The organism is Grimontia celer, assembly GCF_900055185.1.
Taxonomy (GTDB): domain Bacteria; phylum Pseudomonadota; class Gammaproteobacteria; order Enterobacterales; family Vibrionaceae; genus Enterovibrio; species Enterovibrio celer.
The window spans coordinates 1,540,516-1,565,146 of sequence record NZ_FIZX01000002.1 but is presented as its reverse complement, the minus strand read 5'-3'; the positions used below and the strand labels follow the sequence as shown (position 1 = coordinate 1,565,146).

The following is a 24,631-nucleotide window of genomic DNA, read 5'->3' as shown; positions in this document are numbered from 1 at the left end:
TTCAACTATGCTGAAGAGAGGTGTGGAAAAGCGATCTACATCAATCTAGTCGGAAAATTTGATAGCGATGTATAAATAGTTAGCTATTGTTAAAATAATTAGTACTAGGAAATTAAGGGTTATTCCTTGAGCAAAAAAATACTGGTTGTGGAAGACAGTCGCGCTTTTAGAAATTATTTGAACCAAATCATCACGCAAGCGGGCTATGAAGTACTTCTGGCGGCTAGCTACGAAGAAGCAGAACTCATTCTCTCTTCAAAGCCGGAGCTGTTATGTGCAGTGTTGGATTACTGCCTGCCGGATGCGCAAGACGGTGAAATCATCGATCTTTTGTTGGTTCAAAAACAGAAAGTGATCGTGCTGACTGCGATGTTTCAAGAAGACATACGTGAGAAAATGCTGGCGAAAGGGGTGCTTGATTACCTTTTGAAAGACAGTATGGCGTCTGTGTCTTACCTTCTGCCGCTAATTAATCGCCTCACCAACAATCAGCATCATAAATGCTTGGTGGTGGACGATTCCATCACGGTTCGTCGTCACGTCGTGCAGTTGTTAGAACATCAGTATATTCGAACATTGCAGGCGGAAAACGGGCAAGAAGCCATAGAAATTATTGAGAAAAATCCTGACATCACACTTGTACTGACTGATCACGATATGCCGGTAAAAGATGGCATTACCATGATTCATGAGTTGCGCCAGAAGATAGACAAGAATCAATTGGCGATTCTTGGGATCTCCGGCAGTGATGCCAATACGATAACCGCCCGTTTTTTGAAAGCTGGTGCGAATGATTTCCTGAACAAACCTTTTAACCAAGAAGAATTTTATTGTCGAGTTCACCAAATTCTCGAAATGAAAGAGGCCAACACGGAACTGTTCCGGATGGCGAATCAGGATGCGCTCACTGGGTTGTGGAACCGTCGCTTTTTGTTTGGTGATGCCTGTGGCGATTGCGAGAGAAAGCGGAATATTGCCATGTTGGATATCGACTTCTTCAAGAAGGTCAATGACAACTATGGCCATGATGTAGGCGACGCAACCATAGTGATGGTGGCGAATATCCTGAAAATCTATTTCCCGAATGACGTGATTGCCCGTTTTGGTGGGGAAGAGTTTTGCATCAAGGCGGATGGTAACTTTGACGATTTCGTGACCTGCCTTGAGAAGATGCGACAACGTGTGGAAAGAACACCCATTCCACATCAGGAAGAGAACATACAAGTCACTATTAGCATCGGAGTGTCTAACGTTGAGGGAAACCTCGACCAGCAAATCAAAGTAGCTGACGATCGTTTATATGAAGCCAAAGGTAATGGTCGTAACCAAACCGTGTATCAGTAGCCAGCTAAAACCAGTTGGTACTATAACAATGAAGCCCTGCACAGCAGGGCTTCATTGTTAATTCTGGTTTGCTTTACTCAGCGTCGTACACTACTTGGAAGCGCTCTAGGACGAGCAACATATCTTCCCGCATTTCCAAGCCCAACTCTTCGCATTCTTTGCTGAAGAAATTCCAGTGAGCTTCTCGCCACCATTCATAGCTTTTGTCCCCTTCACCTTCAGATGCGGCAAACTCGGGCGTCACTTCATTAAAAGGGCAATGGGAGACATCAGTAAGTTCGATAATACAGTGCGGGTTGCCATGCCAATCAGTCACAACATGCAGGTGACCGACTTTGGGGCGTTCTTCACCTTCCTGACTGTACCAAAGCTCCAAACTACAGCTAGCACGCTTTTCACCTTTCTTAATCAGTTCCGCACATGCATTGGCGTTGTATTCGTCGGCGCAGAAATAGTCAGCGGTAAAGCTGGTGTAGCTGTCGCGCTTTTCTGAGGAGAGAGTGTTGAGAAATGCGTTGAGATATTCTTGAGAGCGAGCGTCCATGCTTTTATCTTCTGGCGGGTAGTTCGTGCCGGAAGTATATCGCTTCCAATGCGTTTAGAAGGGGCTCTCTTTGTTAAGTTCGTTACAGATTTCCACAATGGCAAGAGAAAGGCCTGAAGCAATCATTTGTTGCTGGCGTTTAAGTTGTAGCTGATAAAACTCTAGGTCCACATCATCATCCGGCTGCATGACTTCCAGCTTTACCATTCCCATTTTCTCAACCAAGTTGAGTGACTTGATCGCGCTGATAATGAATGGATCCGTGAAAGTGTATTCTTCGCCATCGCTGTTAAGCTGGTTGCGAAGTTTGATGATTTCATTGATGTCCTGATAAATGGGATCAGGCAGCACACCTAAGCCATAAAGCAGTTTGAGTCGGACAGAGAGATCGCCCAGGGGTCCAGTGGCATCAAGCAGAGGACCGACCACTGACTTCACCGCGAAATCGTCCTTACGAAAAATGCGCTGGATGAGCTGGTCGATAGCGTCTGCAAATACATCAACAGAGGCAATAAAGAACCCTCGCACAGTCGGCGCAGCGTTCAGTTTTTCTAGTATGTTCGTTTCGTTTACCGGCGCTACCATTTTTGCCTTAGTTGGTTTTCTCTTTGGGGAGGGCTTTCGCCCTCCTTTTGGTTTCCCTTCCAGCAAAGGGATAGGTTTAAAGCTGGCTGAAGATTGATTCAATGCTCTGAGCCTCTTTGCTGGTTGCCTCTAGGCCGCAATAATGGGTGAGGGTCTTCATCACACCATACTCTTGCAAATAAGCCTGCAACTCGACGGCTTGGGGGTCAGTGGCGTTTTCATATTTGAGTGCCGCTGCTATGCCCTTGAGCAACGCATCGTTTGCCGTACCGTACTCAATTGTACCGAGTAACGGTCTGATTAATCTATCATTTCTGCCAAGTTTTCTGATGGGCTCTCGTCCAACCCTTGCGACTTCATCTACTAAGAACGGATTGGAGAAGCGCTCAATGATTTTCTCTATGTAGGCGTAGTGCAATTCGCGGTCAAACCCGTAGCGCTGAATCAACACCTCGCCGCTTTCTTTCATTGCCTCCGTCACATCCATGCGGATGATAGGGTCGCCAATTGCTTCACGAATGGTGCGGTAGCCTGCCATGCATCCCAGATAGGCGGTAATGCAGTGCCCAGTGTTCAGCGTGAACAGTTTGCGTTCTACATACGCCATCAGGTTGCTGGTGCGTTCCATACCCACAATAGAAGGGATTTCTCCCTTAAACTGCTGGTCGTCCACAATCCACTCGCTGAAGCTCTCAACGGTGACTTCAAGTGGGTCGTCGTTCGCCGCATCCATCGGGGGAACGATACGGTCTACGGCAGAATCGACGAACCCAACGTACTCGTCTGCCTTGGTTTGCTGCTCCTCATTGAGATGAGCATAAACTTCGGCTTTCAGGTGTGTGCTGCCACGCACCATGTTTTCGCAGGCAATGATATTCAGAGGTGATTCATTACCTTGCTCAAAGCGTTTCACCAAACCTTCTGCAATTGTGCGGGCAATCTTATCCAACACATTTGCGCCAACTGCGGTGGTGACCATGTCTGTATTCGCGATTTGGTCAACCACGTCTTTGCTCATTGAGTTGACCGCAGTGATGTGTTTCACCACATCTATCTTGCTGTCTTTTCCTACCACTCGAACATTGTATTTTTGCTCGTGGCTCAATTGGTCAATCAAAGGACCATTCACGTCTGCAAATGTCACTGCGACGTCTGAATCTGCAAGCAATTTGCCGATAAAACCACGGCCGATATTGCCTGCGCCAAAATGGACAGCTTTTTTCATCATCATTACCTCACCAACAAAATTAAAGGGGAGCCAGAACTGCCTGGCTCCAATCTTTCGGGGGGCGTTATGCCGCCTCTGTCGCAGACAGGATTTCGAGCACTTCACTGACGTCTTGCGTGGAGGCAAGTCGTTCAATGGCGCTGTCGTCATCCAGTGCGTTGGTGATGGAGGTAATAACCTGAATGTGTTCGTCGTTCTTCGCGGCGATGCCAATAACCAGTTTGGCGACGTCGTCTTCGTCATCGGTAAACTGCACACCTTGTGGGTATTGGCAGATCACGATGCCGGTTTTCTTCACTTTGTCCTTCGCTTCAATAGTACCGTGCGGTACAGCGATGGATTCGCCAAGGTAAGTAGATACCAGTTTCTCGCGCTCGAACATGGCATCGACATACTCAGGCTCAACATAGCCGAGTGCGACAAGCTGTTCGCCCGCAAAGCGGATAGCTTCCTCTTTATTGGTGGCTTGAAGGCCAAGGTGTACGTTCTTTTTCTCGAGCTGGAAAGCTGGCGTTGGCTGTGGTTCGAGCGTTTCATCATTCGCGGCCAATAATGGCTTTTTGATGTACTCCGCATCGTTAGCTGCCTTTGGGCCTTGTGCCGCCATCAGCTGAGTCACTAAGTTGTTGTAAACTTCACTATCAAGGAAGTTTTGCAGTGAAATATGCTGGGCATTTTCAGCATGCGTACGAGCGCGGTCTGTAAGATCTGAATGGGTGATAACAATGTCCACGTCTTGCGGGAGATTGTTGATGGCCACATTGGTGACTTTGATATCTAACCCTGCATCTTGCACTTTCTTGCGCAGCAAACCTGCGCCCATGGCGCTCGAACCCATGCCCGCATCACACGCAACAATAATGCTTTTCACGTTAGCCATATCAACACGGTTGTTGGTGTTCTTCTCAGCAACCATACCTTTAGATGTGGCCTTCATGTCTTTCATTTGTGATGTTGCTTTGGTCAGTGCGTCTTCGTCACCATCTTCATCTTCCGTACGTTGAGCTTTCAGCAGTACTGATGCAACGAAGAAGGATACGCCAGTTGAAGCGGCAACCGACAGCAGCACGCCGACCAAAGAGCTTTTCGGTGTCATCAACAGAATCGCGAAGATAGAACCAGGAGAAGCAGGTGACACCAGACCAGCGTTGAACACTGTCAGGATAAATACACCTGTCATACCGCCAGCAATCGCTGCCAACAGAAGGCGAGGATTCATCAGAACGTACGGGAAGTAGATTTCGTGGATACCACCGAAAATCTGAATGATAGATGCGCCGCCGGCGGTTTGTTTTGCCGTGCCTTTACCAAAGAACATGTAGGCCAACAGAATACCAAGACCTGGACCTGGGTTAGCTTCAATCAGGAAGAAGATCGATTTGCCTGTTTCTGCAGCTTGCTGAATACCGAGAGGTGAGAAAATACCGTGGTTGATAGCATTGTTCAGGAACAGGATTTTTGCTGGCTCAACAAGAATAGAAGTGAGAGGGAGCAAGTGCGCATCCACTAGGAAGTTAACGCCTGACGCCAGCATGTCGGAAACGACTTTTACGAATGGACCAATCAGGAAGAAGGCCACAATCGCACACAGCATACCGATGATGCCTGACGAAAAGTTGTTAACCAACATCTCAAAGCCGCTTTTGACTTTGCCTTCCATCTTTTTGTCGAAGGTTTTAATTGCCAGACCACCCATAGGACCAACAATCATTGCACCCATGAACATGGGAATGTCAGAGCCGACAATCACACCCATCGTGGTGACGGCACCCACTACAGCGCCGCGCTCGCCGCCAACCAGTCGACCACCGGTATAACCGATAAGCAGTGGCAGCAGGTAGGTGATCATTGGGCCAACAAGTGCTGCCAATGTTTCATTTGGCCACCAACCTGTTGGAATAAAAAGCGCTGTGATAATACCCCACGCGATAAACGCGCCAATGTTGGGCATAACCATGTTTGAGAGAAACCGACCAAAATTTTGTACTTTGATCTTCGCATCTGGTGATATCATAAGAATTACCCGTCTGAAGTCTCTTTAGAATTTGTGTGGAGCGGTTCGCCAAAACCGCTGGTTTGTTTTTGCACAACTACAAATTACCACACTCTTCTCCGAAGGCACTGATGACGGGTTTTTTGTGACTTTGATCTCTAAAACCCCAGTGGCACCCCACCAAAAAAGTGAGAACAATCTCACATTGGCTCTGTAGTTTTCTTTCAAATTGCAACTATTTTAAAAGTCAATAAAAACCGTCATAACTAATGATGATCTAAATCTCTTTTTTCACACCGCGCTACTTAATATTTATTGTGACAAAGATCACTTAATTGACTAATTCAAATCCTTCATGAAAATTTAAAGTGATTTGAATCACGTTAAAATTGTTAATTCACTTCTCGAATAAATTGAACTTACTCGCATTAATTTTTCTGTAATTTTTATACGCCTCAGATTTGGTGATCGGGGACACGTTTATTGTCACCAAGCGCATACTCTTTTTGTCTTCCAAAACGTGCATCTTGAGACCGTTTTGATGAAGTGACTCTGCTATGCTGGCGAAAACAACAGCGGAGTAACACCATGAAAAAAATTAAGCATGAGGCACAGTTGCTCAAAAAAGCGCTCCAGATCGGTGAGCAATACGCCCGTAAACGTGGCTTCGCAACCTTCGACGAGGGAACGTCGAATAAAATTAAGATTGAGTGTATTTATAGGTTGTTAGTGGAAGATAAGGTGCTAACACCTCTGGCGTCGGATAAAGAAGATGGTCCAAACATGAAGCATAAACTGGTGCTTTGGATCCATAAACAACTTCCCGAAGGACACCCATTGCTTCAGGACTGATCGGTTTACTTCTCCCATTGCGTAGCGAGAAACAAGGAATAGAAACAAGCGAGCCAAATATGAAGAAAACAGCGTTGACGTACGGTGCATTGGGACTTGTCCCGTTCATTGCTTTCGGCATTTTACTCCCTGTCTGGCCGGATGCCTGGCAGCACGGGCTGGTGTATGCCTTTAATAGCTACAGTGCAATGATTCTGGCATTCCTTTCTGGTGCCGTGTGGGGGATGACCATCAGCGGCGCAAGACCGGACAAACCAACTAACGGCTTAACGGTAGGTATCGTCTTTTCACTGGTGGCAGTCGGTGCATTGCTGATGCCGTTGCCTTATTCCATCTATTTATTGATTGTGTCGTTTGCCGTGCTGTTTATTCTGGAAGTGGTGCTGATGTTTAAAGGTATTTACCCATTCTGGTACACCATGATGCGTGCGATGTTGACGGCTGTAGTGGTGGTTTGTCATATCTTCTTGTTGTACTGGCTGAATGATCTGAGCGTCATTTCTTCACCCATGCAGGTTTAGGCACATATCGTCTTTTCAACAACCAAATAACGAAAAAGCGCCTGAGGGCGCTTTTTTAGTGTTGGAGGTGATGAATGAAAAGACCTTAGTCTTCCAAATCATCCTGCCATGGCATCTCTGGCAGCATGTCGAGATGCTCTTCGTAGCGCTTCAGGTTAAATTCACCTTCACCTTTTGCTACGTCGTAAATCTCAACCATCAGCGCGCAAGCAATGTATTCCAACGCTTCTTCTTGCGTTGAGCCCGTCATGCGAAGACGCATCAGCGTTTCTTTCACTTTCTTAGGGTTGTTGTCGGCCAACTGGTTTTCAACGATCTCAATCAGGTTTTCACTGGTCAGGATATCGTCATCATTCATGGTTATACGCCTTGCTTTAGAGTCGAAATTACGGCGTATGTTAAGCGAAATGATGTGTCTTTCACAGGGCTTTCCAATGTCAGAGAGAAAGTGCCAAGTGATAGGGCCAGTGAGACACTAATTTTCAATGTAGAGGTCATACTGGTAGTAGGAATTAGTCTGCAGGGATAAGGCAATGAAGAAAAACGATACCCGTACAGAGCGGGACAGTATGGGCGTGGTGGAAGTACCGCAACATGTCCTTTATCAGGCACAGACTCAACGGGCTGTGAACAACTTTTCCGTTAGCGGACGCACCATGCCTGTGCCATTTATCCGCGCATTGGCGATGGTGAAATACTGCGCTGCTAGCATTAATAGCAGTTTGGGTTTGCTTGACCCGCAGATAGCAGAAGCGATTACTGAGAGCTGCGATGAAGTCATTGCTGGGGATCATCTGCAGCATTTCCCTGTTGATGTGTACCAGACAGGTTCCGGTACCAGCTCCAACATGAATATGAATGAAGTGATTGCGACGCTTGCGGCGATTAAATGCGGTGTCGCTGTTGGGCCAAATGACCATGTGAACATGAGCCAAAGCAGCAATGATGCTATTCCCACTGCCATTCAGGTCAGTACCGTTCTTGAAGTCGAAAGTCGGTTATTGCCTGCTATTAATGTGTTGTTGGATGCCATAAGCGCAAAAGAAACGGAAGTCGGGCATATCGTCAAAACCGGTCGCACACACTTGATGGACGCGATGCCCGTGACCTTCGGGCAGGAAATGGAAGCCTGGCGACGCCAGTTTGAAAGCTGCCAGGAGGGCATTCTGTTCAGTCTGAAAGGTATGAAGAAACTGGCGCAAGGCGGCACCGCAGTCGGTACGGGCGTGAATGCTCACCCTCAATTTGCCGCACTGTTCGCTACAGAAGTCTCGGCACTGACTGGCGTGGGCTTTGAAGCCAATCCTCATCCCTTCAATGCGATGGGTAGCCTGGATGCTGCCGTGGCATTGTCAGGCCAATTCCGAAACCTTGCTGTGGCTTTGATGAAGGTTAGCAATGATCTTCGCTGGATGAACTCTGGCCCCTTAGCGGGTTTGGGAGAGATTGAGCTCGAAGGCTTACAGCCGGGCTCGTCGATTATGCCGGGGAAAGTGAACCCGGTGATCCCCGAATCAACCGCCATGGTGGCAGCGCAAGTGATGGGAAATGACGCCACACTGAGCCTTGCCGGGCAATCTGGTAACTTCGAGTTGAATGTGATGTTACCGCTGGTGGCAGACAAACTATTGGAGAGCATTAATCTGCTTTCTAACGGCTTAACCATGCTGGCGGTGAAAGCGATTTCCAGCTTCAAAGTCAGGGAAGAGGTTGTAGAGGAAGCATTGGCGAAAAATCCGATTCTGGTGACCGCCTTGAACCCTGTTATCGGTTATGCCAAAGCTGCTGCGATTGCCAAGAAAGCGTATGCTGAAGGCCGGCCGATCATAGACGTGGCTGAAGAAGAGACAGATTTAACTCGTGAGAAGCTCGAAGCGCTTCTGAACCCTGCTCTGTTGACGCGTGGCGGTATCGCCGACCGCTAAGTGGGGTAGGTTCGCATCAGGAAATGATGGTACGGTTTCTACCATCTTCCTTGGCTTGATAAAGCAAGCTATCTGCGCGGCCGAGAAGGGAATCTTTCGGCTCGGGCGATTTAAACACGGCAGCGCCGATACTGATGGTAATACTCAGTTCAACATCCTGATAACGCGAGATATGGGATTCACAGCGCGTCCGTAAACGCTCAAGCGCCTTAAAGGCTTGGTCTTCGTTTGTGCCGGGGAACAGGATCGCAAACTCTTCGCCACCTACCCGCGCTAACAGGTCGGAATCGCGCATTTCTTCCTGCATAAGCAAAGCAATGTCCATCAACACCACATCTCCGAAGGCATGGCCATAGGTATCATTGACCATCTTAAAATGGTCAACATCAATCATGGCAACCACCAGTTTTTTCCCTTGTTTCGATGCATGCTCAAACTGCTTTGCAAGCTCTGGGAAGAAGGCATAGCGATTTGGCAATCCGGTCAATTGGTCGGTGCGCGCTTTGGACTGCCATTTATCTCTGGAACGCGAGACCACATTCAATCGTCTGACATGCAGCCCGATGGCCAGCGGCGTGATGACACTCATCAGAACGTAAGTAAGCAGCGAAGCATGACCTTGCACTTTATTGGGCAAATCAAAGGGGCCAAGGTTATAAGGTGCGATGGTGGTAACAATAATGCCCATGCCAAACAATGCAGCAAGCGAGGCAAGCTCCTCGCCTTTAAATGCCAGAATTAAAGGGATGACAGGGGCGACAAAAATCAGCCCTGGCGCGCCTGCGATAAAGGCCAGAATGGTGAGAGTGAGATAGAGAACAATGCTCAAAATTGCGTTTCGGGAAAACTGACGAAATGGGTCTTCTTCTAGGCGCCATAGTTGATAGAAAGGAGCAACCAGAAGAATGCCAAGCGCATAGGTCGAAGTGAGCTCATAAAGATCGTAAAAGTAACCGCCTTTTCCGGTGTAGCTGCCATACAGAGAATCCGAAGCGGCAACCAAAGAAACGAGGAAACCGGGCAGGATACAAACCTGTAAAACATAGTGCTTCAAGGTTTCAAAGCGCACGCCGCCATTGCTGAACAAGTTCTTCCAGATTTGTGCGGAGAGATAACAGGCCAGAGGCATGACTGCACCAGTAACAAGTGCAGGAATGAGCGGGGCAGTAGGGTCCCAGCTATAAATGGCTAGTCCAAAAGCGAGTGTGGAAGCAAAGATCAGGGCGAGGAGGGTGCGAATACCGCCGTAAAGGCAGCCAATCATCCCAATGCCGGAAGCGATACTGACCTGCGCGATATTGGCATCGTGAAGATTGAACGGCGTTGTGCCGGCAAAAGATGCCAGAAAAAAGATCAGTGTTACGACTGCTGCCCACGCCGTCGAACCTCGTGCCATTCAGTGACTACTCCAGTTTCGAATTGGCCGCAATACCGCATTCAATAAGTGAATGGGCAGTGCAATTGATTCATTTGATTATAGGAATTTTACTGCTGTTATTGTGCAATTCGTAGCAAAACACTTTGAATCGTTGGGATTTGTTTGAGCTGGAACGCCCATTGTCGGGGAAGTTATACACTCAGTTGGCGGGCAAGAAAAAGGCGTCCAAGGGACGCCTGATTTTGAGTGCCGATGTTCTCACTTCTCTTTAGCGAGTGCCACGGCATTGATGCAGTAGCGAAGACGCGTTGGTAAAGGACCATCCGGAAATACATGCCCAAGGTGCGCATCACACACATTGCAGGTCACTTCGACACGTGTCATGCCATGAGAGATATCCATATTGTACGCGACCGCGTTTTCGTCCAAAGGCGCGGTAAAGGAAGGCCAACCTGTGCCTGAATCGAACTTTTCGTTGGCATTGAACAGACGCTCTCCACAACAAACGCAAGTATAAATACCGGGTTCAAACAAGCCGCACATCTCAGAGCTGAAAGGACGCTCAGTGCCATGTTTGCGGGTTACGTAGAACTGCTCCTGGCTTAGCTCGGCCTGCCACTCCACCTCTGATTTCTCAACCCGGCGGGGTGGTACAGGGTTGCCGTTTTTGGCAGTGGTAATCACAGAATCCCAGTTAAGCATAATGTTCACCTTAATCTTGGTTAATACAGTCACCAACATAGAGAAAGTCCGTGTTGGTGGAGTAATTGACCGCAAGTTCCAGAAATTAATTTCATCTCACTCCCCGGGCAGCGTTTTTATAGAGTTGTACTAAGGTTGAACCATGGCTTTAGATCAACGCACTTTAACGCTGATATCACCAATGCTGGCTTATACCTTGCTGCTTCGAGGCTTGGCATGGCTGGTGTTGCCGCTATTTCTGCTCTCCGGTTGCGCGTCAGATAACACTAGGTCAGATACGTGGATAGACTTTTCTCAGATCAAAGATGATGAGGTCATGGTGGTGGGAAAAATATCAATTATCCCTGCCGTGATTGCGCAAGATCTTAAGCAAGAGACTGATACTTTTAGGCCCTTCGCGAATGAGCGTGCACTTTTGTGGATTTCTGATGATGTAGGGAGCAACAAGGAACGTTTGGGCTTGCTGGCGGACTGGGATGAAACCTTCTATTTCGCCTTGCCGCGCCAAACCATGCGCCTTTCGGAGTTGGAGCGTGCCTTTGATGAGGACGATGAGCTCGTCTATCGCGCCTTGCCACTCCCTGAGATGATGAAATTTTTAGTAAGAGTAGATGACAGGGCAATCTACGTTGGCAACCTGAGACTTTACGTTGACGAGTACGATCAAATTGTCGCTCTCGAAGTGGTGGACGAGTCTGCTGCTGCGCAGCAAGCATTTCAGCGCAGATTTGGTACCACGGTTCGTCCGCGGGTTTCTTTGATGGCACCGGAAGCTTATTTTCGATGATTGCCTCTCGGATTTAGTTTGCCCAGCTCTCACAATTGTGTGTTCAGTTATCTCACTGTCATCAAGTTGTGCCAAGATTAAGGTTAGTCAGAAACACCCTCATCACTCTATAAATCAAGGGGATAACCATGGCAGCACATCTTGCTGTGTTCGATTTGGATGACACGCTGGTGGAAGGTGACTCTATGTCCCGCTGGCATCAATACCTGATCGATTTAGGCATGGTGAATGATCCGGACTTTCTGAAAAAAGATGAAGAGTATATGGATGCCTACTTCGCGGGCACCCTGGAGCTGGATGGGTATTTGGCGTATAGCCTTTCACCGTTGAATTCATGCTCGGTCAAAGATGTTGATGCGCTGGCGGAGCGTTTTGTACAAGAACGTATGCTGGAGCACATTTACCCTGAAGCCAAAGCGCGGTTTGAAGCGTTGAGGGCAGAAGGAGCCAGCATTGTCATCGTGTCAGCTTCTCTCGGTTTCCTGGTGCATCCTATAGCTAAAGTGCTGGGTGCGGACGTTTCAATGGGTGTTGATTTGGTGGTGGAGAATAACCAGTACCAGCCCAAGCCTGACGGCATACCCTCTTTTCGTGAAGGCAAAGTGCATCGCTTGACCCAATGGATTGCAACCCTTGATGAAGATTTCGAGCACGTCAGTTTTTATTCCGACTCGATTAACGACCTGCCGATGTGTCTGTTTGCCGACGAAGTGTATGTGGTGAACCCTTGCAGTCAGCTGTTCAAAAAAGCAGGAGAATACCAGTGGCCAGTGTTGAAATGGGGTTCTCAGGCCGACTAACGCTTTAGCTCAATGCCAGTTAAATCGCATTGGCGTTGGTTATCGCTTCGTCGTCGTGAATACGTTCCAGCGCTTCAGCACGGCGGCGTTCTTCATCAGTAAAGTATGACTCTCTTAAAGCACCCAGTGCCTGTTCACGCTCGGTATCGGACAGATAACTCTCATCCAACAAATGTTGCCGCTCGGTCAGATATTGCTGAAATTGAGTGTCAAACTTTGCTTCTTCCTGCTCAAGTGCCTGCAATCTCAGCATGGCTTCTTCACCGACCAACTCATTCAGTTGTTGATACTTTTCGCCCGCTTCCAGCGTCGAGAGGGTATTCATTTCTCCCAACAAAGCTGCGTTCTGGTAGCTCTCTTTCATGTCAGGCGTTAGTTGATCCAACTCGGCCTGCCATTGGGCATTCATTGCGTCTTGCTCTAACCCCAATGCTTCCAAACGCATGCGTTTGATGGTCATTTCCCGTGCGAGGTTTTCCTCATAGAAAATGCGTTTTCGCTCGGCATCAGCAAAGTGCTCGGATTGCAGCTTCAGCATTTGCTCGTGAATTGAAGTGAGGTAGTTGAGTCCAGACACGCCGTTAGGCATGGGAATACGAGCCAGCGATTGGCGATAAGCCTGATATTTTTCGAATTGCGCTTTCTGTTTTTCTCCGAAGCTCAGTGTGTCAGCAAAGGCTTCGTAATCTTCGGTGATCTGGGCGAGATCGCGCTCGCCCAGCGTGGAGAGGAAGTACTCAAACGTATCACGATCAGACGATATATCGACTTCCGTTCCTTCATGAGAAGGCGCTTGTAACTTGGCTGTGTTTCCTCCGTTTCCGGGGTAAAAGTAAAGCGCAGCGAGAAACAGCACGCCAGCAATGACGACGATAGCGATCTTATAAGCGGTGAACGTGATACGCATAATGAGTCTCCTTATCGATTACAGCCCCTGTAACTTCAGGCGGTTCGCATGTTGGCGATACACGGTGACAGGATCAGTTTCAAACAGGTCGTGCAGGCCAAACAGTTGGTTCACTTCATCCAAGTGATTCATGCGGTAGTTGCTGCGAATGACTTTACCCAGATGCGTCGCGCAGCGACCCACCAAACCGTCATTCGCTTCCGAGAAGAAAAGGCCAGTGGTAAACATGGCAGGGTCACTGATATCCAATACGTTGGTGACCGTGCTGGTGCCAGACCAGGAGTAGTAATACACACCGTTTGAAGCGCGGTAAGAACCTTCGCCACAACGGCTAGTTGGGACACCTTCAGGGTACTTAGCGTTAAACGCCAATGAACCTTTGGTGGTCAGAGAGTGGAGAGACGCCAGAGGGTCTTGAGGCAGGCTCGCACCGCCGGACAGGACGCTGATAAGGCCAGAAAGTGCGTGAGCAGCGGTCACAGCCAATCCTTCTCCCACACTACCTGGAGGGATGCCACGAACAGCATCTGCAAATTCAGAACCTTTATTTACGCCGCCAACACTGGTGACTGATGCCACATGCTGTGGTGCGACAGAAGCGACATAGCGGGCTGTAGGGCTGCCGTGACTGTGTCCAATAAGGTTCACCTTGTTTGCACCGGTGACTGCCTTCACCCAACGAACCTGTTGTAGCAGTTGTTCGCCGCGTTGTTCTGAACTGTTAGTTGCAGAAACCTGCGCAACAAACACTTTGGCGCCACTGCGGGACAGGGCTTGTGGAATAGCATGGAAATAATCAATACCTGCAATGCTGTCAAAGCCGAACAGTCCGTGTACCAGCACGATAGGATATTTCGTTTGGGTGTATCCGGTGGTTGATGTACCTGATGCGGTTGAACCTGCAAACGCCGACAAAGACGTCATCGTGAACAACACCGCTAGAACGATTCCTTTCATTTCAAATCTCCTCTGGTCAGTCCTCTGATGTCGTTCAAATATTAGCCAGTGGTTAACTCTGAGTCAGGTATCAAAAGTGAGAATGAAAAGATCATGTTAAAATAAAGTGAATATTGTGTTTTTCATCACTATTTGAAGGGGTAATGAACATGGTTCGTTTCATAGTCTTGCAGGATGGGTGTGGTGGGCTAGACAGTGACTCTTTCTAAATTAATGAAATATAAGAAATTAAAGCCATTAAAAAGGAGCGCAATGCGCTCCTTTTCTGTTGGTCATCGAAGTGCTTATTGCACGCCAATACCCCATTTAATTTCGTTGCTTGAGTCGTCAACCACTTCGTCGAGGTAGTTTTCAACCTGCTGTTCGACCAATTTGTCCGGTTCTTCGAAGTAAGCAATGTGATAAATCGCATCACCTTCGTTTACCAGTGGCAGGGTTTGCTGGCCAATAATAATACCGCCTGCTGGTGCGTAGATTTGGATCTCTTCGCTACCGGTTGGTGCACTGATTGAAGCCAGTGACTGGCCTTTGCTAACACGTTGGCCAAGTGACACATGTGAACGCAAAATACCATCAGCTTCTGCTCGAACCCAACGGGTTGCACGCGCAATCACAGGTTCAACCTGAGTCTTACGTTTGGTACTCTTGCGAATCATACCAAGATGCTGCATCACACGCTTAACGCCTTTCACGCCTGCAGTGATCGCATATGGCTCAAAACGGAGCGCTTCACCGGCTTCATAGGTCAGTACCGGAATACCAATCTTTTCAGCTTCAGAACGCAGAGAACCTTCACGCAGGGCAGCATCGATAACCACTGGGGTACCGAAAGCCAACGCCATGTCGTAGGTCTCTTCGTTAGATAGATTCGCACGGATTTGAGGCAGGTTAGTGCGGTAGATAGCCGCGGTGTGCAGGTCAAGAATATGAGTACAGCGACGAACGATTTGTTCGAAAATCTGATACGCCATACGGCCTGCGATAGATCCACGCTCAGAACCTGGGAAACAGCGGTTCAGGTCGCGACGGTCTGGAAGGTAACGGGATTTATGAATGAAGCCGAAAACGTTAACCACAGGAATCGCAATCACCGTGCCTTTCAGAGTGGCAGGGTTAAGACGATCCAGAATTTGACGAACGACTTCAACACCGTTTAGCTCATCACCATGAATGGCCGCGTTTATCATCAAAACAGGGCCGGGCTTCTTACCATGAATAACTTCCGCTGTCACAGACAGCGGTGAGTGTGTGTAAAGCTTAGCAACTTCAAATTCAACACTTGCGCGTTGACCTGGCGGGATACTTGTCCCGCCAATTTCGAATGCATTATTTTTGTTATTTGCTTTTGACACGTGTCCTTGTCCTCGGAGAAGAGACTATTTTCTCTATATGATCAATGATCAGTCCTGCCACGTCTTTACCGGTAGCAGTCTCGATCCCTTCAAGACCCGGTGAAGAGTTCACCTCCATCACCAGAGGTCCGCGCTCAGAGCGCAGCAAATCAACGCCTGCTACGTGAAGACCCATCGCCTTCGCAGCAGCAACCGCTGTTTTACGTTCCTCAGGAGTAATACGTACCAGTGACGCACTGCCACCACGGTGAAGGTTCGAGCGGAACTCGCCTGGCAAGGCCTGACGTTTCATCGCTGCGATCACTTTGTCGCCGATAACGAAACAGCGAATATCTGCGCCGCCCGCTTCTTTGATGTATTCCTGAACCATGATGTTGGCTTTCAGGCCCATAAAGGCTTCGATCACACTCTCTGCCGCTTTACGGGTTTCTGCCAGTACTACACCGATACCCTGAGTACCTTCCAGCAGTTTGATCACCACAGGGGTGCCACCAACCATGCCCAGAAGGTCTTTAATATCGCCCGGTTTGCTCGCAAAACCTGTGATTGGCATACCAATATTTTTACGAGACAGCAGCTGCAGTGAACGAAGTTTGTCACGTGAGCGTGAAATCGCCACGGAATCGTTCAATGTGTAAACACCCATCATTTCGAACTGACGCAAAACCGCACAGCCGTAGAAGGTTACAGACGCGCCGATACGCGGAATCACTGCATCAAAACCCACCAGATCTTCACCTTTCAAGTGAATAGAAGGCTGGGTCGAGTTGATGTTCATGTAACAACGCAGTGCATCAATAATTTTGTATTCGTGGCCGCGTTGCTCACACGCCTCGATCAGGCGGCGAGTGGAATAGAGGTTTTCGTTTCTAGATAGAATTCCAATTTTCATATTTTTAACCTTGTGGCGCCTGAACGAGGAAAGATTTAACCGGGTCGACAATCAGTCGGTTTTCCATCGCTGTGCGACCCAGCAGCATTCTAAATACCATGTTGTCACGGGCAGTCAGTGTCATCTCGATTGGGTATGACAGAGTGCCAACAACAAAAGTTGTTTCGATAACGTAGCGCAGCGTCTCGTGACCACCAGAGTCACGCACAGTGCGCATATCTTTAACTTTGGCGTGACACTCTTTCTCGGTCACGCTGTCGTCTTGAACTGGATGGATCATGAACTTCACCCACTTCTCGCCGTCTTTTTCATATTCTTCGATACCGAAAGTGTGCAGGCACGAAGTGCGCGCGCCGGTGTCAACTTTCGCTTTAATCGCAGAGATACCTAAATCTGGTAAGGCAACCCATTCACGCCAGCCAACAAGCAATCGGTCATTAGAAATAGCTTGGTTATCGCCCTCGACTGCTGGTCGAGCGGTGTTTTTGTCAGTCATTGCTGTCAATGCCCCAGGTAGTGATTTTCGTACGGATGGAGTGAGCGCATCAGTCGTTGACACTAACTCAAGTAAACGATAGTTGCTCTGCGGGAACGTGCCGCTCACATTTGTAAGAACTGATTGAATAATCAAGACTATCGTTATCGCTGGTTGCCCAGACAGGGCCGCTACTCAGCGTACTGAACTCCGGCGGCGCACATCATCATCCACTTACTCAGCACCGCACCAAAGAGCGCGCAAGTTACAGCTTTGCGAAGCAAGCGACAAGTCAATTTGTCGTTCGTGACGATAAAAGATATTGATGAATGATTGGCGTCAATTTCATGAAATATCATGTGCTTGGCTTGTCGGTTTATTGGACGTTTTACGGGAAATTTGTGTCCTGAGAGTGAGATTAAAACAGGGGAAGCTACGCGGAATAGCGGTATAGCGCGCGTTCCAGCCCAAGATTCAAATGCGCAGGGCTTCACCATCGCTGATTCGCTTAAACCATTGATACATAGGCGTGGAAGCCGAGTTATCGATATTTGGCGCGGAGCGATTTTCGATAATGTCGTTTTTATTGATGGTTCGCCACTCCACACTGAAGCGTATTTTTCCCGTGCGGTTAATTCGGCTTGCGTGAAGGTGTGCAGAAGAGAAACAGAGGATCTCACCGGGTTCGATAATCGGACAGAATCGATTGCTTTCATCCACGATTTCTGTGGCTTGTGGTGAGCTGGGATAGGGTACCTTTGTGTGCAATGGTGTGGATTTTCTCGTTTGTAAGAAGTCAGAAAAAGACCAGCTATCCGTGGTATTGGCGATGGGTTGACGCCAATAGTCAGGGTAAAACGCCATGCTGCGTCCCGTTTCTAATTCGAATATAGGTAGCCACCAATTCTGCTGGCAGTAAATATTCGCGCCCCATGTATCTCTGTGATGGCGAAGTGTCGCATTGTTTCCTTTATCGAAGGCATCGAGACAAGGGACGATGCGAAGCACACGCGAGTCGATGTAATTGTGTTCTGGGTTCACGCCACAGGCTTGCAGTAAATGATTGATTGCCTCTTTGACTTCCGTGCTTTGTTTAAATGCATCCTGCGTGGCGGCGGCGAGGCCTAGATATTGTTCCGGCGAGAGATAAAGGTGTGCAAGTTCTGGGTCTGGCACAACGAAGTGTTTGCGAATGATTTGCCGGGCAATGCTTACCAATGGATTACAGGCTTCCTGCTCTTGGAAAACCAGCAACTCCCCTTGAAACAACCTTTCGCTTCGCTGGGTTTCATCCAATGGACCCTGAACGGGAGAGACGTGCATAAAGTAAACTCACCAACCTGATGGAATCATCATTCAGATTAGGTGAGTTTTCTCAGCAGAAGTAGTGATAAATCGTCGGTAGTCAAACTGAACGCGACAGGTTAGCTAAAGGCGTAGCGGAGTTCCGGGTAGTCGTCTTCGCGCTGCCATTCGCAAAGCACATCGGTTAAGCCTTCTTCATTGTCATGCTGGCCAATCTGCTTCTCTTCAAAACCGTGTTTTTGCCAAAAGCATCGGGCAGGGGCATTCATCTCGAAAGTGTATAACTGAAGGTTCTGGCTGGTGGTCTCTTTTGCCAGATCTACCAAGGCGCTGCCAATCCCCTGATTCTGGTGATCGCAGTCGACATAAAGCTGGGTAATAAAGTTCTCATCAAAAGCAATCATACCGAGTACCCGTTCAGCGCGTTTTTCGACAGCGAGATAAACGCGGTTGCTCGTGGTGAGGATACGATTGAGATAGTAGCGGTGCGCTTCAAAATCATGAGCCTCGGGAATACCCAAGGCTCTCTCTTTGCTGGCGCGCCACATGGAAATGGTTTGTTCTGTGTAGCGCGGGTGGTAATCAATAATTTCTATTCTTTTGTTCATATAACCCTGAATCTACGTTGTCCGTAACGTTAGGCAGGACTGAACTGTTGCAATGCTCGGGTATAAAAGACGCTGTTAGGGTCTTCCACATATTCCCCGAATGGCGAGCAAGCTTCGAAGCCGAAACGTTCGTAGAGACGATGCGCTGGCTGAAATTCTGGTTCAGTACCTGTCTCTAAACTTAGACGCGTGTACTGACGCCTGCGTGATTCTTGGAGAATATGTGCGAGCAAGTTCGCAGCGACACCTTTTCTCAGGTGATTTTGTGAAGTGCGCATAGATTTGATTTCACCGTGAGAAGGGCCAATTTTCTTCAATGCACCACAACCAGCAAGCTCCCCCTCGATCCACACACTCCACAGCGTCACATCTGGTGATTTCAGGGCGCTGAGGTCCAGTGCATGCACACTTTCCGGCGGGCTGATTTCGTGCATATTATTCAAGTGTTCCTGGAGGAGGCCTTTGATTTCCGGGCCGCTGAGATCGTCGATACGAATTTCCATGATGTCTTCCTCCATTCCTTTGAGTGAAAGAACATTTAGCATTGGCTTTAGGCGCTGTTCAAGTTGAGCTGAAAAGCGTATTGGTGTGTTGTTATGAAGCTTAATAGGGCTAAATCGCCACTTGTTTTACGTTGGGTGAATTTTCATTCTGCATTTAATGTATATGAAGGAGTATTTATCCAAAAAAGCATTAGAGGGATATGCATCCGCTTGAGGGTAAATATTAGATTTGCTTCAACCTTTTATGTATCTCAATCACCCTGCTGTCTTATCTATAAAAAGCCCCTTTGCAGGGGCTTTGGAAACTTGATTATTGAGCGTGCTTCAACGCCAGCTTTCGTTGCGTTCTTTGTTTGCTGTAAACCATGAGTACCAAACTCATCATCACCATGGCAATGCCGAGCCATTGATAAGGCCCCAACACTTCACCCACAAGGAAAATACCCAGTGTCACGGCGACGACGGGGTTCAGCATGCTGATCATTGCCATGCTGTCAGCGCCAATCTTCTTAATCGAGCGTGAAAACGCCCAATACGCGAATGAACTGTTGAGCAAGCTAACCCAAATTAGACCCGGTAATTCATGGGTGGTAATGGGTTTTGGTGCGCCTTCCACAATAAATGCCAATGGCACCAGCAATAAACCGCCCAGTGTTAACTGCCAGGCTGTCAGGCGGAAAATATCGGTAACAGGCCAGTCTTTCAGCCAGAGTGATGCCCTTGCGACCAACGCGGTCGCCGCCAGTGCGGCAGCAGCACCAATCGGGTCAATGTCAGCACTAGGATTCAGGATCATCACAATCCCTGAGAAGCCGACCAATGCCAACAGCAGCATTTTAAGCTGTGGCCGTTTTCCTTCAACTAGCCACTGCATCAACATCAGTTGGAGTGGCAGTGTTGCGCCAAGCGTACCTGCCACAGAGCCGGGCAGACGATAAGCTGCGATAAACAGGAGTGGAAAGAAAGCTGCGATATTGAACACGCTGAGCAAAGTCATTTTGGACCATGGAAGCGGCGGGCGACCCGGTTTCAACAGCAGAAGCAATAAACCTGCAGGCAATGCACGCCATACCGCTACCCAGAAAGGGGAGAGATCATGCAAGAAAAGGCTGACGGCTGCGTAAGTGCTCCCCCATAAAATAGGGACGAGTGCAGCTAACAGGTAATTTGCCACGTGTGTCTCCGGTCAAAGTTTTTTCAAAAAGTATCTTTTGTGAAAGATAAAGTATTCCCTTTACCTCTTTCGATCAAGTATCTTTTTAAAAAGATAAATTGAATGCCGAAGTGAAAGTTGTAATGAAAGCCGATCATGTCGATACCATCATCGCCCAGTGGGCGACACAAAGACCGGATTTAGACTGCTCGCCAATGGGTGTGATTGGTCGTCTTGGAAGGGCGAAACAGATCATCACACCGAAGTTGGATGACGTGTATAAGCAAAATGAGCTCAGCAGTATTGAGTTCGATATTCTCGCTTCCCTGTGCAGAGCTGGCGAGCCTGTTACCCCGACTGATCTCTATCAAACCCTGATGCTGTCTTCCGGTGCCATGAGTACGCGTGTTGATGGTTTGGTGAAGCGTGGTCTTGTCATAAGGCAAGCCAGTGAAACCGACAGAAGAAGCTGTTTGGTGACCCTGACAGAAGAAGGCAGGGCGCTGATAGACAAAGTGGTCGAGCAGCATGTTGAGAATGAACGCCAGATACTTGCTGTACTGTCAGAGGAAGAACAAACGCAATTGGCTGACCTTTTGAGGAAATGGCTGGCTGCCAATGAATAACCGTTTGCACTGAAGCTGAGACGCCAAAGTGAGTTCACCCAGTGCATACTCAAGGTTGAAGGGAGTATGCCAATGAAAATGATGAAAGTTAGCGAACTGGTCGCAATGGATTTGAACTGGGTTCGGGGAGAGGATACGCGGTTCAAGTCTATCCTCAAGGAGCTCAAGCAGGGGGCAAACATTAACGAAGCGATTCAGATGATCCGCTGCGCATGCGGGAAGACCTATGTGCTGCAAGATGGTGGTCATCGCATCAGTGCAGCTTTCAAAATCTATAAAGACACAGGTAAAGACCTCGATATTCCCGTGAATCTGTTTCAATCCTCCATTCCTTGATTCCGTATCTTCTGCTTTGGAACGCAGCACAATTTAACCGTACTTAATACGGCCTATTTCTTTGTTTTTTATCTAAACATTGAGCCAAACCGGCTTCATGATTTTCACTACAATCAAATCTATCACCAAGGAATTTATTCAGGTTTCAGCAGTCCGTGACCTTCTTTCTTATCGCCATCCTGTTTCTTTTTACGCTCGGTTACCTCGCCCAGACGACAGGTCTCTGTTTGGTCAAAGGCGTCAATCAGGCATTGGATAAACGCCCTCAGTTTCTCATCGCCATTTTATTGAGCGGTGTGTTGGGGTGGGTATCTTTGCTGGTGGCAGAGATGATGGTGATAGATGTTCCTTTCCGTGTTTACGCCATTCAGTGGACAGCGCTTCTCGGTGGTGTGCTATTCGGATTTGGCGCGGCCATTAATCTTGGTTGTGGTGTGTCGACCATCAGTAAGTTATCGCGTGGCGACACCTTAATGATTGCGACCGTTTCAGGTTGGTTAATCGGTTGGATTCTTCTGGCCAGTGTGGCAGAAGACTTGCCACCAAGGCTTTCATCCGCGCTACCGCAATGGCATCTCCATGCATTGATTGTCGCTTCCATCATTATTGGAGCTGGAATTTTGCTGATAAAGAAATGGGATACGCGGCTTTGGATCAGCATGCTGACAATCGGTTTGATGGCTAGCCTGACTTTTCTCTATGAACCGAAATGGACGCCTAGCGGTTACCTTTCTGATCTCAGTCTCTCCGTGTGGGAAGAAACACACGAGCGTTGGCCCTCCATGGAGCGCACTTTGCTGCTGCTTGCGTTAGTCGGAGGCATGGCTTCGGCGGCTTTGATAACGCGCTCTTTTAAGCTGAGCATCCAGCATTTCTATCAATATTGGCGACACCTCTTCGCCGGCATTTTGATGGGCATTGGTGCGTCGCTGGCAGGAGGCGGAAATGACAGTCAGTTGCTTCTTTCACTCCCGGCATTTTCCCCATCCGGTTTTACCGCCGTATTGAGTATGTTATTCGGTATATTCATAGGCTTACGACTTCCCCCTTTGCTGTCGAGACCAACTATAGTTAGTTGATAAATCGTCATATGAAAGCAGCTTGGGGGAAGAATGATCCGAATCATTTATGCCAGTTCTGCTACCGTTGAGTTTACTGAAAGCAAACTGATGCAATTGCTGGGGAAAGCGCGCCAGAACAATGGAGAGCTGGATGTTAGCGGGCTTTTGCTCTATGCCAAAGGCAACTTCTTCCAGATCCTGGAGGGTGATGAGCAGAAGGTTGATGTGCTCTTCAACAAAATTGAGCAGGATGACCGCCATGGTAGTGTTGTGGTACTAGACCGAGCTGAAATCTCAAAGCGTGCTTTTCCTAACTGGTCAATGGGCTTTCGAAATCTGGAAAGCTTCGATAAATCGCAAATTCGTGGCTACAACGATTTTCTGGATAGGAAACTCACGGCAGAAGAATTTGGCGATATTGGTGATGAGGTCATTTCCCTAATCAACCAATTCCGCACTATTTGAAAACCTTCGCTGATTCGAAAATACCTCTAAATAGGCCTGTCTGTTTCATCTGAAAAGAGGCAGGTTTACCTTTCCTTCAGAAATATTTTTTCCTTCCAATATCAAGCACAAATAAGAAACTTTTTGCATGTCTCTCTTTTGAGTCAGGAACTGACAAGTCGCTAGAGGTAGTATTTCCGTAACAAGGAAGAGAAATGGTGATGTGCTGGGTGCCTTCACTCGGATTAAAACAATAATTGTATTAAATCAATAATATAGAAAGTCAGTGGCTTGATCATAAAGCCGTTTACAGGGTCGCTATTGGAGTGGAACTGAATCGGCGGAGGTTGTGGATCATGCTATATGTTGATGGACTGGTAACGGCCTTACCCGTTGCCAATAAAGAAGCCTACAAGCGTCTGGTTCAGGACGCTATCCCCTTGATGCGTGCTTATGGCGCACTCAATGTGGTGCACTGCAATGAACAAGAATCTTCTCGAAAGCTCACGGTAACAGAACTTGAGGATGGCCCTTCAGTGGTGCTGTTTTCCTGGATCATCTGGCCTTCACGTGAGGCGCGGGATCAAGGCATGGAGCGCATGCTGGCTGACCCGCGAATCGACAACGTAATGAATCCGGTCTCGCTACATGGTGAAAGGCTGGATTTAGACGAAGACTTCACCCCTCATTTCCATTGAGTGAGACCTTACAAGGCTGAACCTTCAAAGCGTAATCAGGAAAATCCGCTGCAAAGTCAGCGGTTTTCTTCTTATCCCTCACGCGACAACGATCTCATTTCTCCGCATCGCCCAATTATCACGTTGATTCTCCCCACAAAGGCCGTGCATGGTTGAACAAAAAGGAGAGAAGCAATGAGCCAGTACATCGTCAAAAAGCAAGATATCGAATCCATGGAAGGGCAGACCAAAACCCACTTCCTGAACCCCAACGCGGTGCGAACGGGCAAATCTCTCGGTGATTTGGTGGGCCTGACCGGACTTGGTTTCCATATTGTCGAGATAGAGCCGGGGTTTGATTCGACCGAATATCATGTCCACTACTTTGAAGACGAGTGCGTGTATGTTCTCTCTGGAACTGCGATCGTCACGATTGATGATGAAGATTTCGAAGTGGGTGAGGGCGACTTCATCGGCTACCCTGCTGACGGGCTGCCACACGTCATGACCAACACAGGCAACGAAACCCTTCGTTGCATTGTGGTAGGTCAGCGTCTCGACCACGATGAAGCGGATTACCCCAAGCAGAATAAACGCATCTTCAGAAACAAAAACCGCCCTTGGCAGGTGGTGGATATCGACGACATTGATTTTCCGAACGCAGGGAAGAAGTAAG

28 protein-coding genes are annotated in these 24,631 nt (G+C 48.2%); 12 read left to right on the top strand and 16 right to left on the bottom strand.

Annotated elements, in window-relative coordinates:
• The first annotated feature begins 126 nt into the window (after positions 1-126).
• Positions 127-1,344, top strand: a complete 1,218-nt coding sequence (locus GCE9029_RS17250; protein WP_062665116.1) for a diguanylate cyclase — start codon at positions 127-129, stop codon at positions 1,342-1,344.
• 73 nt (positions 1,345-1,417) lie between these two features.
• Here GCE9029_RS17250 and GCE9029_RS17245 read toward each other — a convergent pair whose 3' ends face one another.
• From GCE9029_RS17245 to GCE9029_RS17230, 4 genes are all read right to left on the bottom strand, one after another.
• Complete coding sequence (locus tag GCE9029_RS17245) at positions 1,418-1,888, bottom strand: ASCH domain-containing protein (RefSeq protein ID WP_062665113.1); 471 nt, start codon at positions 1,886-1,888, stop codon at positions 1,418-1,420.
• A 54-nt stretch (positions 1,889-1,942) separates the two neighbouring features.
• Entirely contained in the window at positions 1,943-2,473 is a 531-nt protein-coding gene (locus GCE9029_RS17240; protein WP_062665111.1) for an MltR family transcriptional regulator, read from the bottom strand.
• A 76-nt stretch (positions 2,474-2,549) separates the two neighbouring features.
• On the bottom strand, positions 2,550-3,698 hold the full coding sequence (locus GCE9029_RS17235; RefSeq protein ID WP_062665769.1) for a mannitol-1-phosphate 5-dehydrogenase: 1,149 nt from the start codon (positions 3,696-3,698) through the stop codon (positions 2,550-2,552).
• Positions 3,699-3,765: 67 nt separating this feature from the next.
• Positions 3,766-5,715, bottom strand: a complete 1,950-nt coding sequence (locus tag GCE9029_RS17230; protein ID WP_062665110.1) for a PTS mannitol transporter subunit IICBA — start codon at positions 5,713-5,715, stop codon at positions 3,766-3,768.
• A gap of 567 nt (positions 5,716-6,282) precedes the next feature.
• On the opposite strand from GCE9029_RS17230, the gene GCE9029_RS17225 reads away from it, so the two are divergent.
• Both GCE9029_RS17225 and GCE9029_RS17220 read left to right on the top strand, forming a co-directional pair.
• Positions 6,283-6,546, top strand: a complete 264-nt coding sequence (locus GCE9029_RS17225; protein WP_039850626.1) for a DUF5062 family protein — start codon at positions 6,283-6,285, stop codon at positions 6,544-6,546.
• 59 nt (positions 6,547-6,605) lie between these two features.
• On the top strand, positions 6,606-7,067 hold the full coding sequence (locus GCE9029_RS17220) for a DUF3429 domain-containing protein (protein ID WP_062665107.1): 462 nt from the start codon (positions 6,606-6,608) through the stop codon (positions 7,065-7,067).
• An 85-nt stretch (positions 7,068-7,152) separates the two neighbouring features.
• On the opposite strand, the gene GCE9029_RS17215 is transcribed toward GCE9029_RS17220, so the two are convergent.
• Positions 7,153-7,425 carry a hypothetical protein gene (locus GCE9029_RS17215; protein WP_002542441.1) on the bottom strand — a complete coding sequence of 91 codons (273 nt, stop codon included), beginning with the start codon at positions 7,423-7,425 and terminating at the stop codon, positions 7,153-7,155.
• Between the two features lie 175 nt (positions 7,426-7,600).
• Here GCE9029_RS17215 and GCE9029_RS17210 point away from each other — a divergent pair, with 175 nt between their 5' ends.
• Positions 7,601-8,992 (top strand): class II fumarate hydratase, encoded by a 1,392-nt coding sequence (locus GCE9029_RS17210; RefSeq protein WP_062665106.1) that lies wholly within the window; start codon positions 7,601-7,603, stop codon positions 8,990-8,992.
• 16 nt (positions 8,993-9,008) lie between these two features.
• On the opposite strand, the gene GCE9029_RS17205 is transcribed toward GCE9029_RS17210, so the two are convergent.
• Both GCE9029_RS17205 and msrB read right to left on the bottom strand, forming a co-directional pair.
• On the bottom strand, positions 9,009-10,388 hold the full coding sequence (locus GCE9029_RS17205) for a sensor domain-containing diguanylate cyclase (protein WP_062665103.1): 1,380 nt from the start codon (positions 10,386-10,388) through the stop codon (positions 9,009-9,011).
• Between the two features lie 240 nt (positions 10,389-10,628).
• The gene (gene msrB, locus GCE9029_RS17200) at positions 10,629-11,072 is read right to left on the bottom strand and encodes a peptide-methionine (R)-S-oxide reductase MsrB (protein ID WP_062665767.1); all 444 of its coding nucleotides are present in this window, start codon (positions 11,070-11,072) and stop codon (positions 10,629-10,631) included.
• 142 nt (positions 11,073-11,214) lie between these two features.
• Here msrB and GCE9029_RS17195 point away from each other — a divergent pair, with 142 nt between their 5' ends.
• Complete coding sequence (locus GCE9029_RS17195; protein WP_231870139.1) at positions 11,215-11,859, top strand: hypothetical protein; 645 nt, start codon at positions 11,215-11,217, stop codon at positions 11,857-11,859.
• Between the two features lie 128 nt (positions 11,860-11,987).
• The gene (locus GCE9029_RS17190; RefSeq protein ID WP_062665100.1) at positions 11,988-12,659 is read left to right on the top strand and encodes an HAD family hydrolase; all 672 of its coding nucleotides are present in this window, start codon (positions 11,988-11,990) and stop codon (positions 12,657-12,659) included.
• Positions 12,660-12,678: 19 nt separating this feature from the next.
• On the opposite strand, the gene GCE9029_RS17185 is transcribed toward GCE9029_RS17190, so the two are convergent.
• From GCE9029_RS17185 to GCE9029_RS17145, 9 genes are all read right to left on the bottom strand, one after another.
• On the bottom strand, positions 12,679-13,566 hold the full coding sequence (locus tag GCE9029_RS17185) for a lipase secretion chaperone (protein ID WP_062665098.1): 888 nt from the start codon (positions 13,564-13,566) through the stop codon (positions 12,679-12,681).
• 18 nt (positions 13,567-13,584) lie between these two features.
• Entirely contained in the window at positions 13,585-14,523 is a 939-nt protein-coding gene (locus tag GCE9029_RS17180; RefSeq protein ID WP_062665096.1) for a lipase family alpha/beta hydrolase, read from the bottom strand.
• Positions 14,524-14,807: 284 nt separating this feature from the next.
• Positions 14,808-15,875: a succinylglutamate desuccinylase/aspartoacylase family protein gene (locus GCE9029_RS17175; RefSeq protein ID WP_062665093.1), complete on the bottom strand. Its 1,068-nt coding sequence runs from the start codon at positions 15,873-15,875 to the stop codon at positions 14,808-14,810.
• A complete protein-coding gene (gene rimK / locus GCE9029_RS17170) occupies positions 15,859-16,767 on the bottom strand; it encodes a 30S ribosomal protein S6--L-glutamate ligase (RefSeq protein ID WP_062665091.1) in 909 nt (302 codons plus the stop codon). Before rimK ends, GCE9029_RS17175 begins: the two co-directional genes overlap by 17 nt.
• Positions 16,768-16,771: 4 nt before the next feature.
• Positions 16,772-17,263: an ATP-dependent zinc protease family protein gene (locus GCE9029_RS17165; RefSeq protein ID WP_062665089.1), complete on the bottom strand. Its 492-nt coding sequence runs from the start codon at positions 17,261-17,263 to the stop codon at positions 16,772-16,774.
• 453 nt (positions 17,264-17,716) lie between these two features.
• Positions 17,717-18,565, bottom strand: coding sequence for a type 2 periplasmic-binding domain-containing protein (locus tag GCE9029_RS17160; RefSeq protein WP_062665086.1), 849 nt, complete (start codon positions 18,563-18,565; stop codon positions 17,717-17,719).
• Positions 18,566-18,666: 101 nt separating this feature from the next.
• Positions 18,667-19,155: a GNAT family N-acetyltransferase gene (locus GCE9029_RS17155; RefSeq protein WP_062665084.1), complete on the bottom strand. Its 489-nt coding sequence runs from the start codon at positions 19,153-19,155 to the stop codon at positions 18,667-18,669.
• Between the two features lie 29 nt (positions 19,156-19,184).
• Complete coding sequence (locus GCE9029_RS17150; protein ID WP_062665082.1) at positions 19,185-19,658, bottom strand: GNAT family N-acetyltransferase; 474 nt, start codon at positions 19,656-19,658, stop codon at positions 19,185-19,187.
• A 310-nt stretch (positions 19,659-19,968) separates the two neighbouring features.
• Positions 19,969-20,832: a DMT family transporter gene (locus GCE9029_RS17145; protein ID WP_062665079.1), complete on the bottom strand. Its 864-nt coding sequence runs from the start codon at positions 20,830-20,832 to the stop codon at positions 19,969-19,971.
• Positions 20,833-20,954: 122 nt separating this feature from the next.
• On the opposite strand from GCE9029_RS17145, the gene GCE9029_RS17140 reads away from it, so the two are divergent.
• The 6 genes from GCE9029_RS17140 (at position 20,955) to GCE9029_RS17115 (ending at position 24,630) form a co-directional block, all read left to right on the top strand.
• Positions 20,955-21,437 carry a MarR family winged helix-turn-helix transcriptional regulator gene (locus tag GCE9029_RS17140; protein ID WP_062665077.1) on the top strand — a complete coding sequence of 161 codons (483 nt, stop codon included), beginning with the start codon at positions 20,955-20,957 and terminating at the stop codon, positions 21,435-21,437.
• Between the two features lie 72 nt (positions 21,438-21,509).
• A complete protein-coding gene (locus GCE9029_RS17135) occupies positions 21,510-21,773 on the top strand; it encodes a hypothetical protein (protein WP_062665075.1) in 264 nt (87 codons plus the stop codon).
• 155 nt (positions 21,774-21,928) lie between these two features.
• A complete protein-coding gene (locus GCE9029_RS17130; RefSeq protein WP_062665073.1) occupies positions 21,929-22,852 on the top strand; it encodes a YeeE/YedE thiosulfate transporter family protein in 924 nt (307 codons plus the stop codon).
• 33 nt (positions 22,853-22,885) lie between these two features.
• Complete coding sequence (locus tag GCE9029_RS17125) at positions 22,886-23,299, top strand: BLUF domain-containing protein (RefSeq protein ID WP_062665071.1); 414 nt, start codon at positions 22,886-22,888, stop codon at positions 23,297-23,299.
• Between the two features lie 335 nt (positions 23,300-23,634).
• Complete coding sequence (locus tag GCE9029_RS17120; RefSeq protein ID WP_062665070.1) at positions 23,635-23,976, top strand: DUF1428 domain-containing protein; 342 nt, start codon at positions 23,635-23,637, stop codon at positions 23,974-23,976.
• Between the two features lie 174 nt (positions 23,977-24,150).
• On the top strand, positions 24,151-24,630 hold the full coding sequence (locus GCE9029_RS17115; protein ID WP_062665068.1) for a cupin domain-containing protein: 480 nt from the start codon (positions 24,151-24,153) through the stop codon (positions 24,628-24,630).
• Position 24,631 lies beyond the last annotated feature (1 nt).

Excerpts from the sequence above, each read along its gene's own strand:
- GCE9029_RS17180 (WP_062665096.1), bottom strand. The coding sequence starts at position 14,523 with ATGAAAGGAATCGTTCTAGCGGTGTTGTTCACGATGACGTCTTTGTCG.
- GCE9029_RS17150 (WP_062665082.1), bottom strand. The coding sequence starts at position 19,658 with ATGGAAATTCGTATCGACGATCTCAGCGGCCCGGAAATCAAAGGCCTC.
- GCE9029_RS17125 (WP_062665071.1), top strand. The coding sequence starts at position 22,886 with ATGATCCGAATCATTTATGCCAGTTCTGCTACCGTTGAGTTTACTGAA.
- GCE9029_RS17210 (WP_062665106.1), top strand. The coding sequence starts at position 7,601 with ATGAAGAAAAACGATACCCGTACAGAGCGGGACAGTATGGGCGTGGTG.
- GCE9029_RS17240 (WP_062665111.1), bottom strand. The coding sequence starts at position 2,473 with ATGGTAGCGCCGGTAAACGAAACGAACATACTAGAAAAACTGAACGCT.
- GCE9029_RS17225 (WP_039850626.1), top strand. The coding sequence starts at position 6,283 with ATGAAAAAAATTAAGCATGAGGCACAGTTGCTCAAAAAAGCGCTCCAG.
- GCE9029_RS17230 (WP_062665110.1), bottom strand. The coding sequence starts at position 5,715 with ATGATATCACCAGATGCGAAGATCAAAGTACAAAATTTTGGTCGGTTT.
- GCE9029_RS17245 (WP_062665113.1), bottom strand. The coding sequence starts at position 1,888 with ATGGACGCTCGCTCTCAAGAATATCTCAACGCATTTCTCAACACTCTC.
- GCE9029_RS17190 (WP_062665100.1), top strand. The coding sequence starts at position 11,988 with ATGGCAGCACATCTTGCTGTGTTCGATTTGGATGACACGCTGGTGGAA.
- GCE9029_RS17155 (WP_062665084.1), bottom strand. The coding sequence starts at position 19,155 with ATGAACAAAAGAATAGAAATTATTGATTACCACCCGCGCTACACAGAA.
- rimK (WP_062665091.1), bottom strand. The coding sequence starts at position 16,767 with ATGAAAATTGGAATTCTATCTAGAAACGAAAACCTCTATTCCACTCGC.
- msrB (WP_062665767.1), bottom strand. The coding sequence starts at position 11,072 with ATGCTTAACTGGGATTCTGTGATTACCACTGCCAAAAACGGCAACCCT.
- GCE9029_RS17165 (WP_062665089.1), bottom strand. The coding sequence starts at position 17,263 with ATGACTGACAAAAACACCGCTCGACCAGCAGTCGAGGGCGATAACCAA.
- GCE9029_RS17215 (WP_002542441.1), bottom strand. The coding sequence starts at position 7,425 with ATGAATGATGACGATATCCTGACCAGTGAAAACCTGATTGAGATCGTT.
- GCE9029_RS17135 (WP_062665075.1), top strand. The coding sequence starts at position 21,510 with ATGAAAATGATGAAAGTTAGCGAACTGGTCGCAATGGATTTGAACTGG.
- GCE9029_RS17120 (WP_062665070.1), top strand. The coding sequence starts at position 23,635 with ATGCTATATGTTGATGGACTGGTAACGGCCTTACCCGTTGCCAATAAA.
- GCE9029_RS17160 (WP_062665086.1), bottom strand. The coding sequence starts at position 18,565 with ATGCACGTCTCTCCCGTTCAGGGTCCATTGGATGAAACCCAGCGAAGC.
- GCE9029_RS17205 (WP_062665103.1), bottom strand. The coding sequence starts at position 10,388 with ATGGCACGAGGTTCGACGGCGTGGGCAGCAGTCGTAACACTGATCTTT.
- GCE9029_RS17235 (WP_062665769.1), bottom strand. The coding sequence starts at position 3,698 with ATGAAAAAAGCTGTCCATTTTGGCGCAGGCAATATCGGCCGTGGTTTT.
- GCE9029_RS17220 (WP_062665107.1), top strand. The coding sequence starts at position 6,606 with ATGAAGAAAACAGCGTTGACGTACGGTGCATTGGGACTTGTCCCGTTC.
- GCE9029_RS17140 (WP_062665077.1), top strand. The coding sequence starts at position 20,955 with ATGAAAGCCGATCATGTCGATACCATCATCGCCCAGTGGGCGACACAA.
- GCE9029_RS17195 (WP_231870139.1), top strand. The coding sequence starts at position 11,215 with ATGGCTTTAGATCAACGCACTTTAACGCTGATATCACCAATGCTGGCT.
- GCE9029_RS17185 (WP_062665098.1), bottom strand. The coding sequence starts at position 13,566 with ATGCGTATCACGTTCACCGCTTATAAGATCGCTATCGTCGTCATTGCT.
- GCE9029_RS17115 (WP_062665068.1), top strand. The coding sequence starts at position 24,151 with ATGAGCCAGTACATCGTCAAAAAGCAAGATATCGAATCCATGGAAGGG.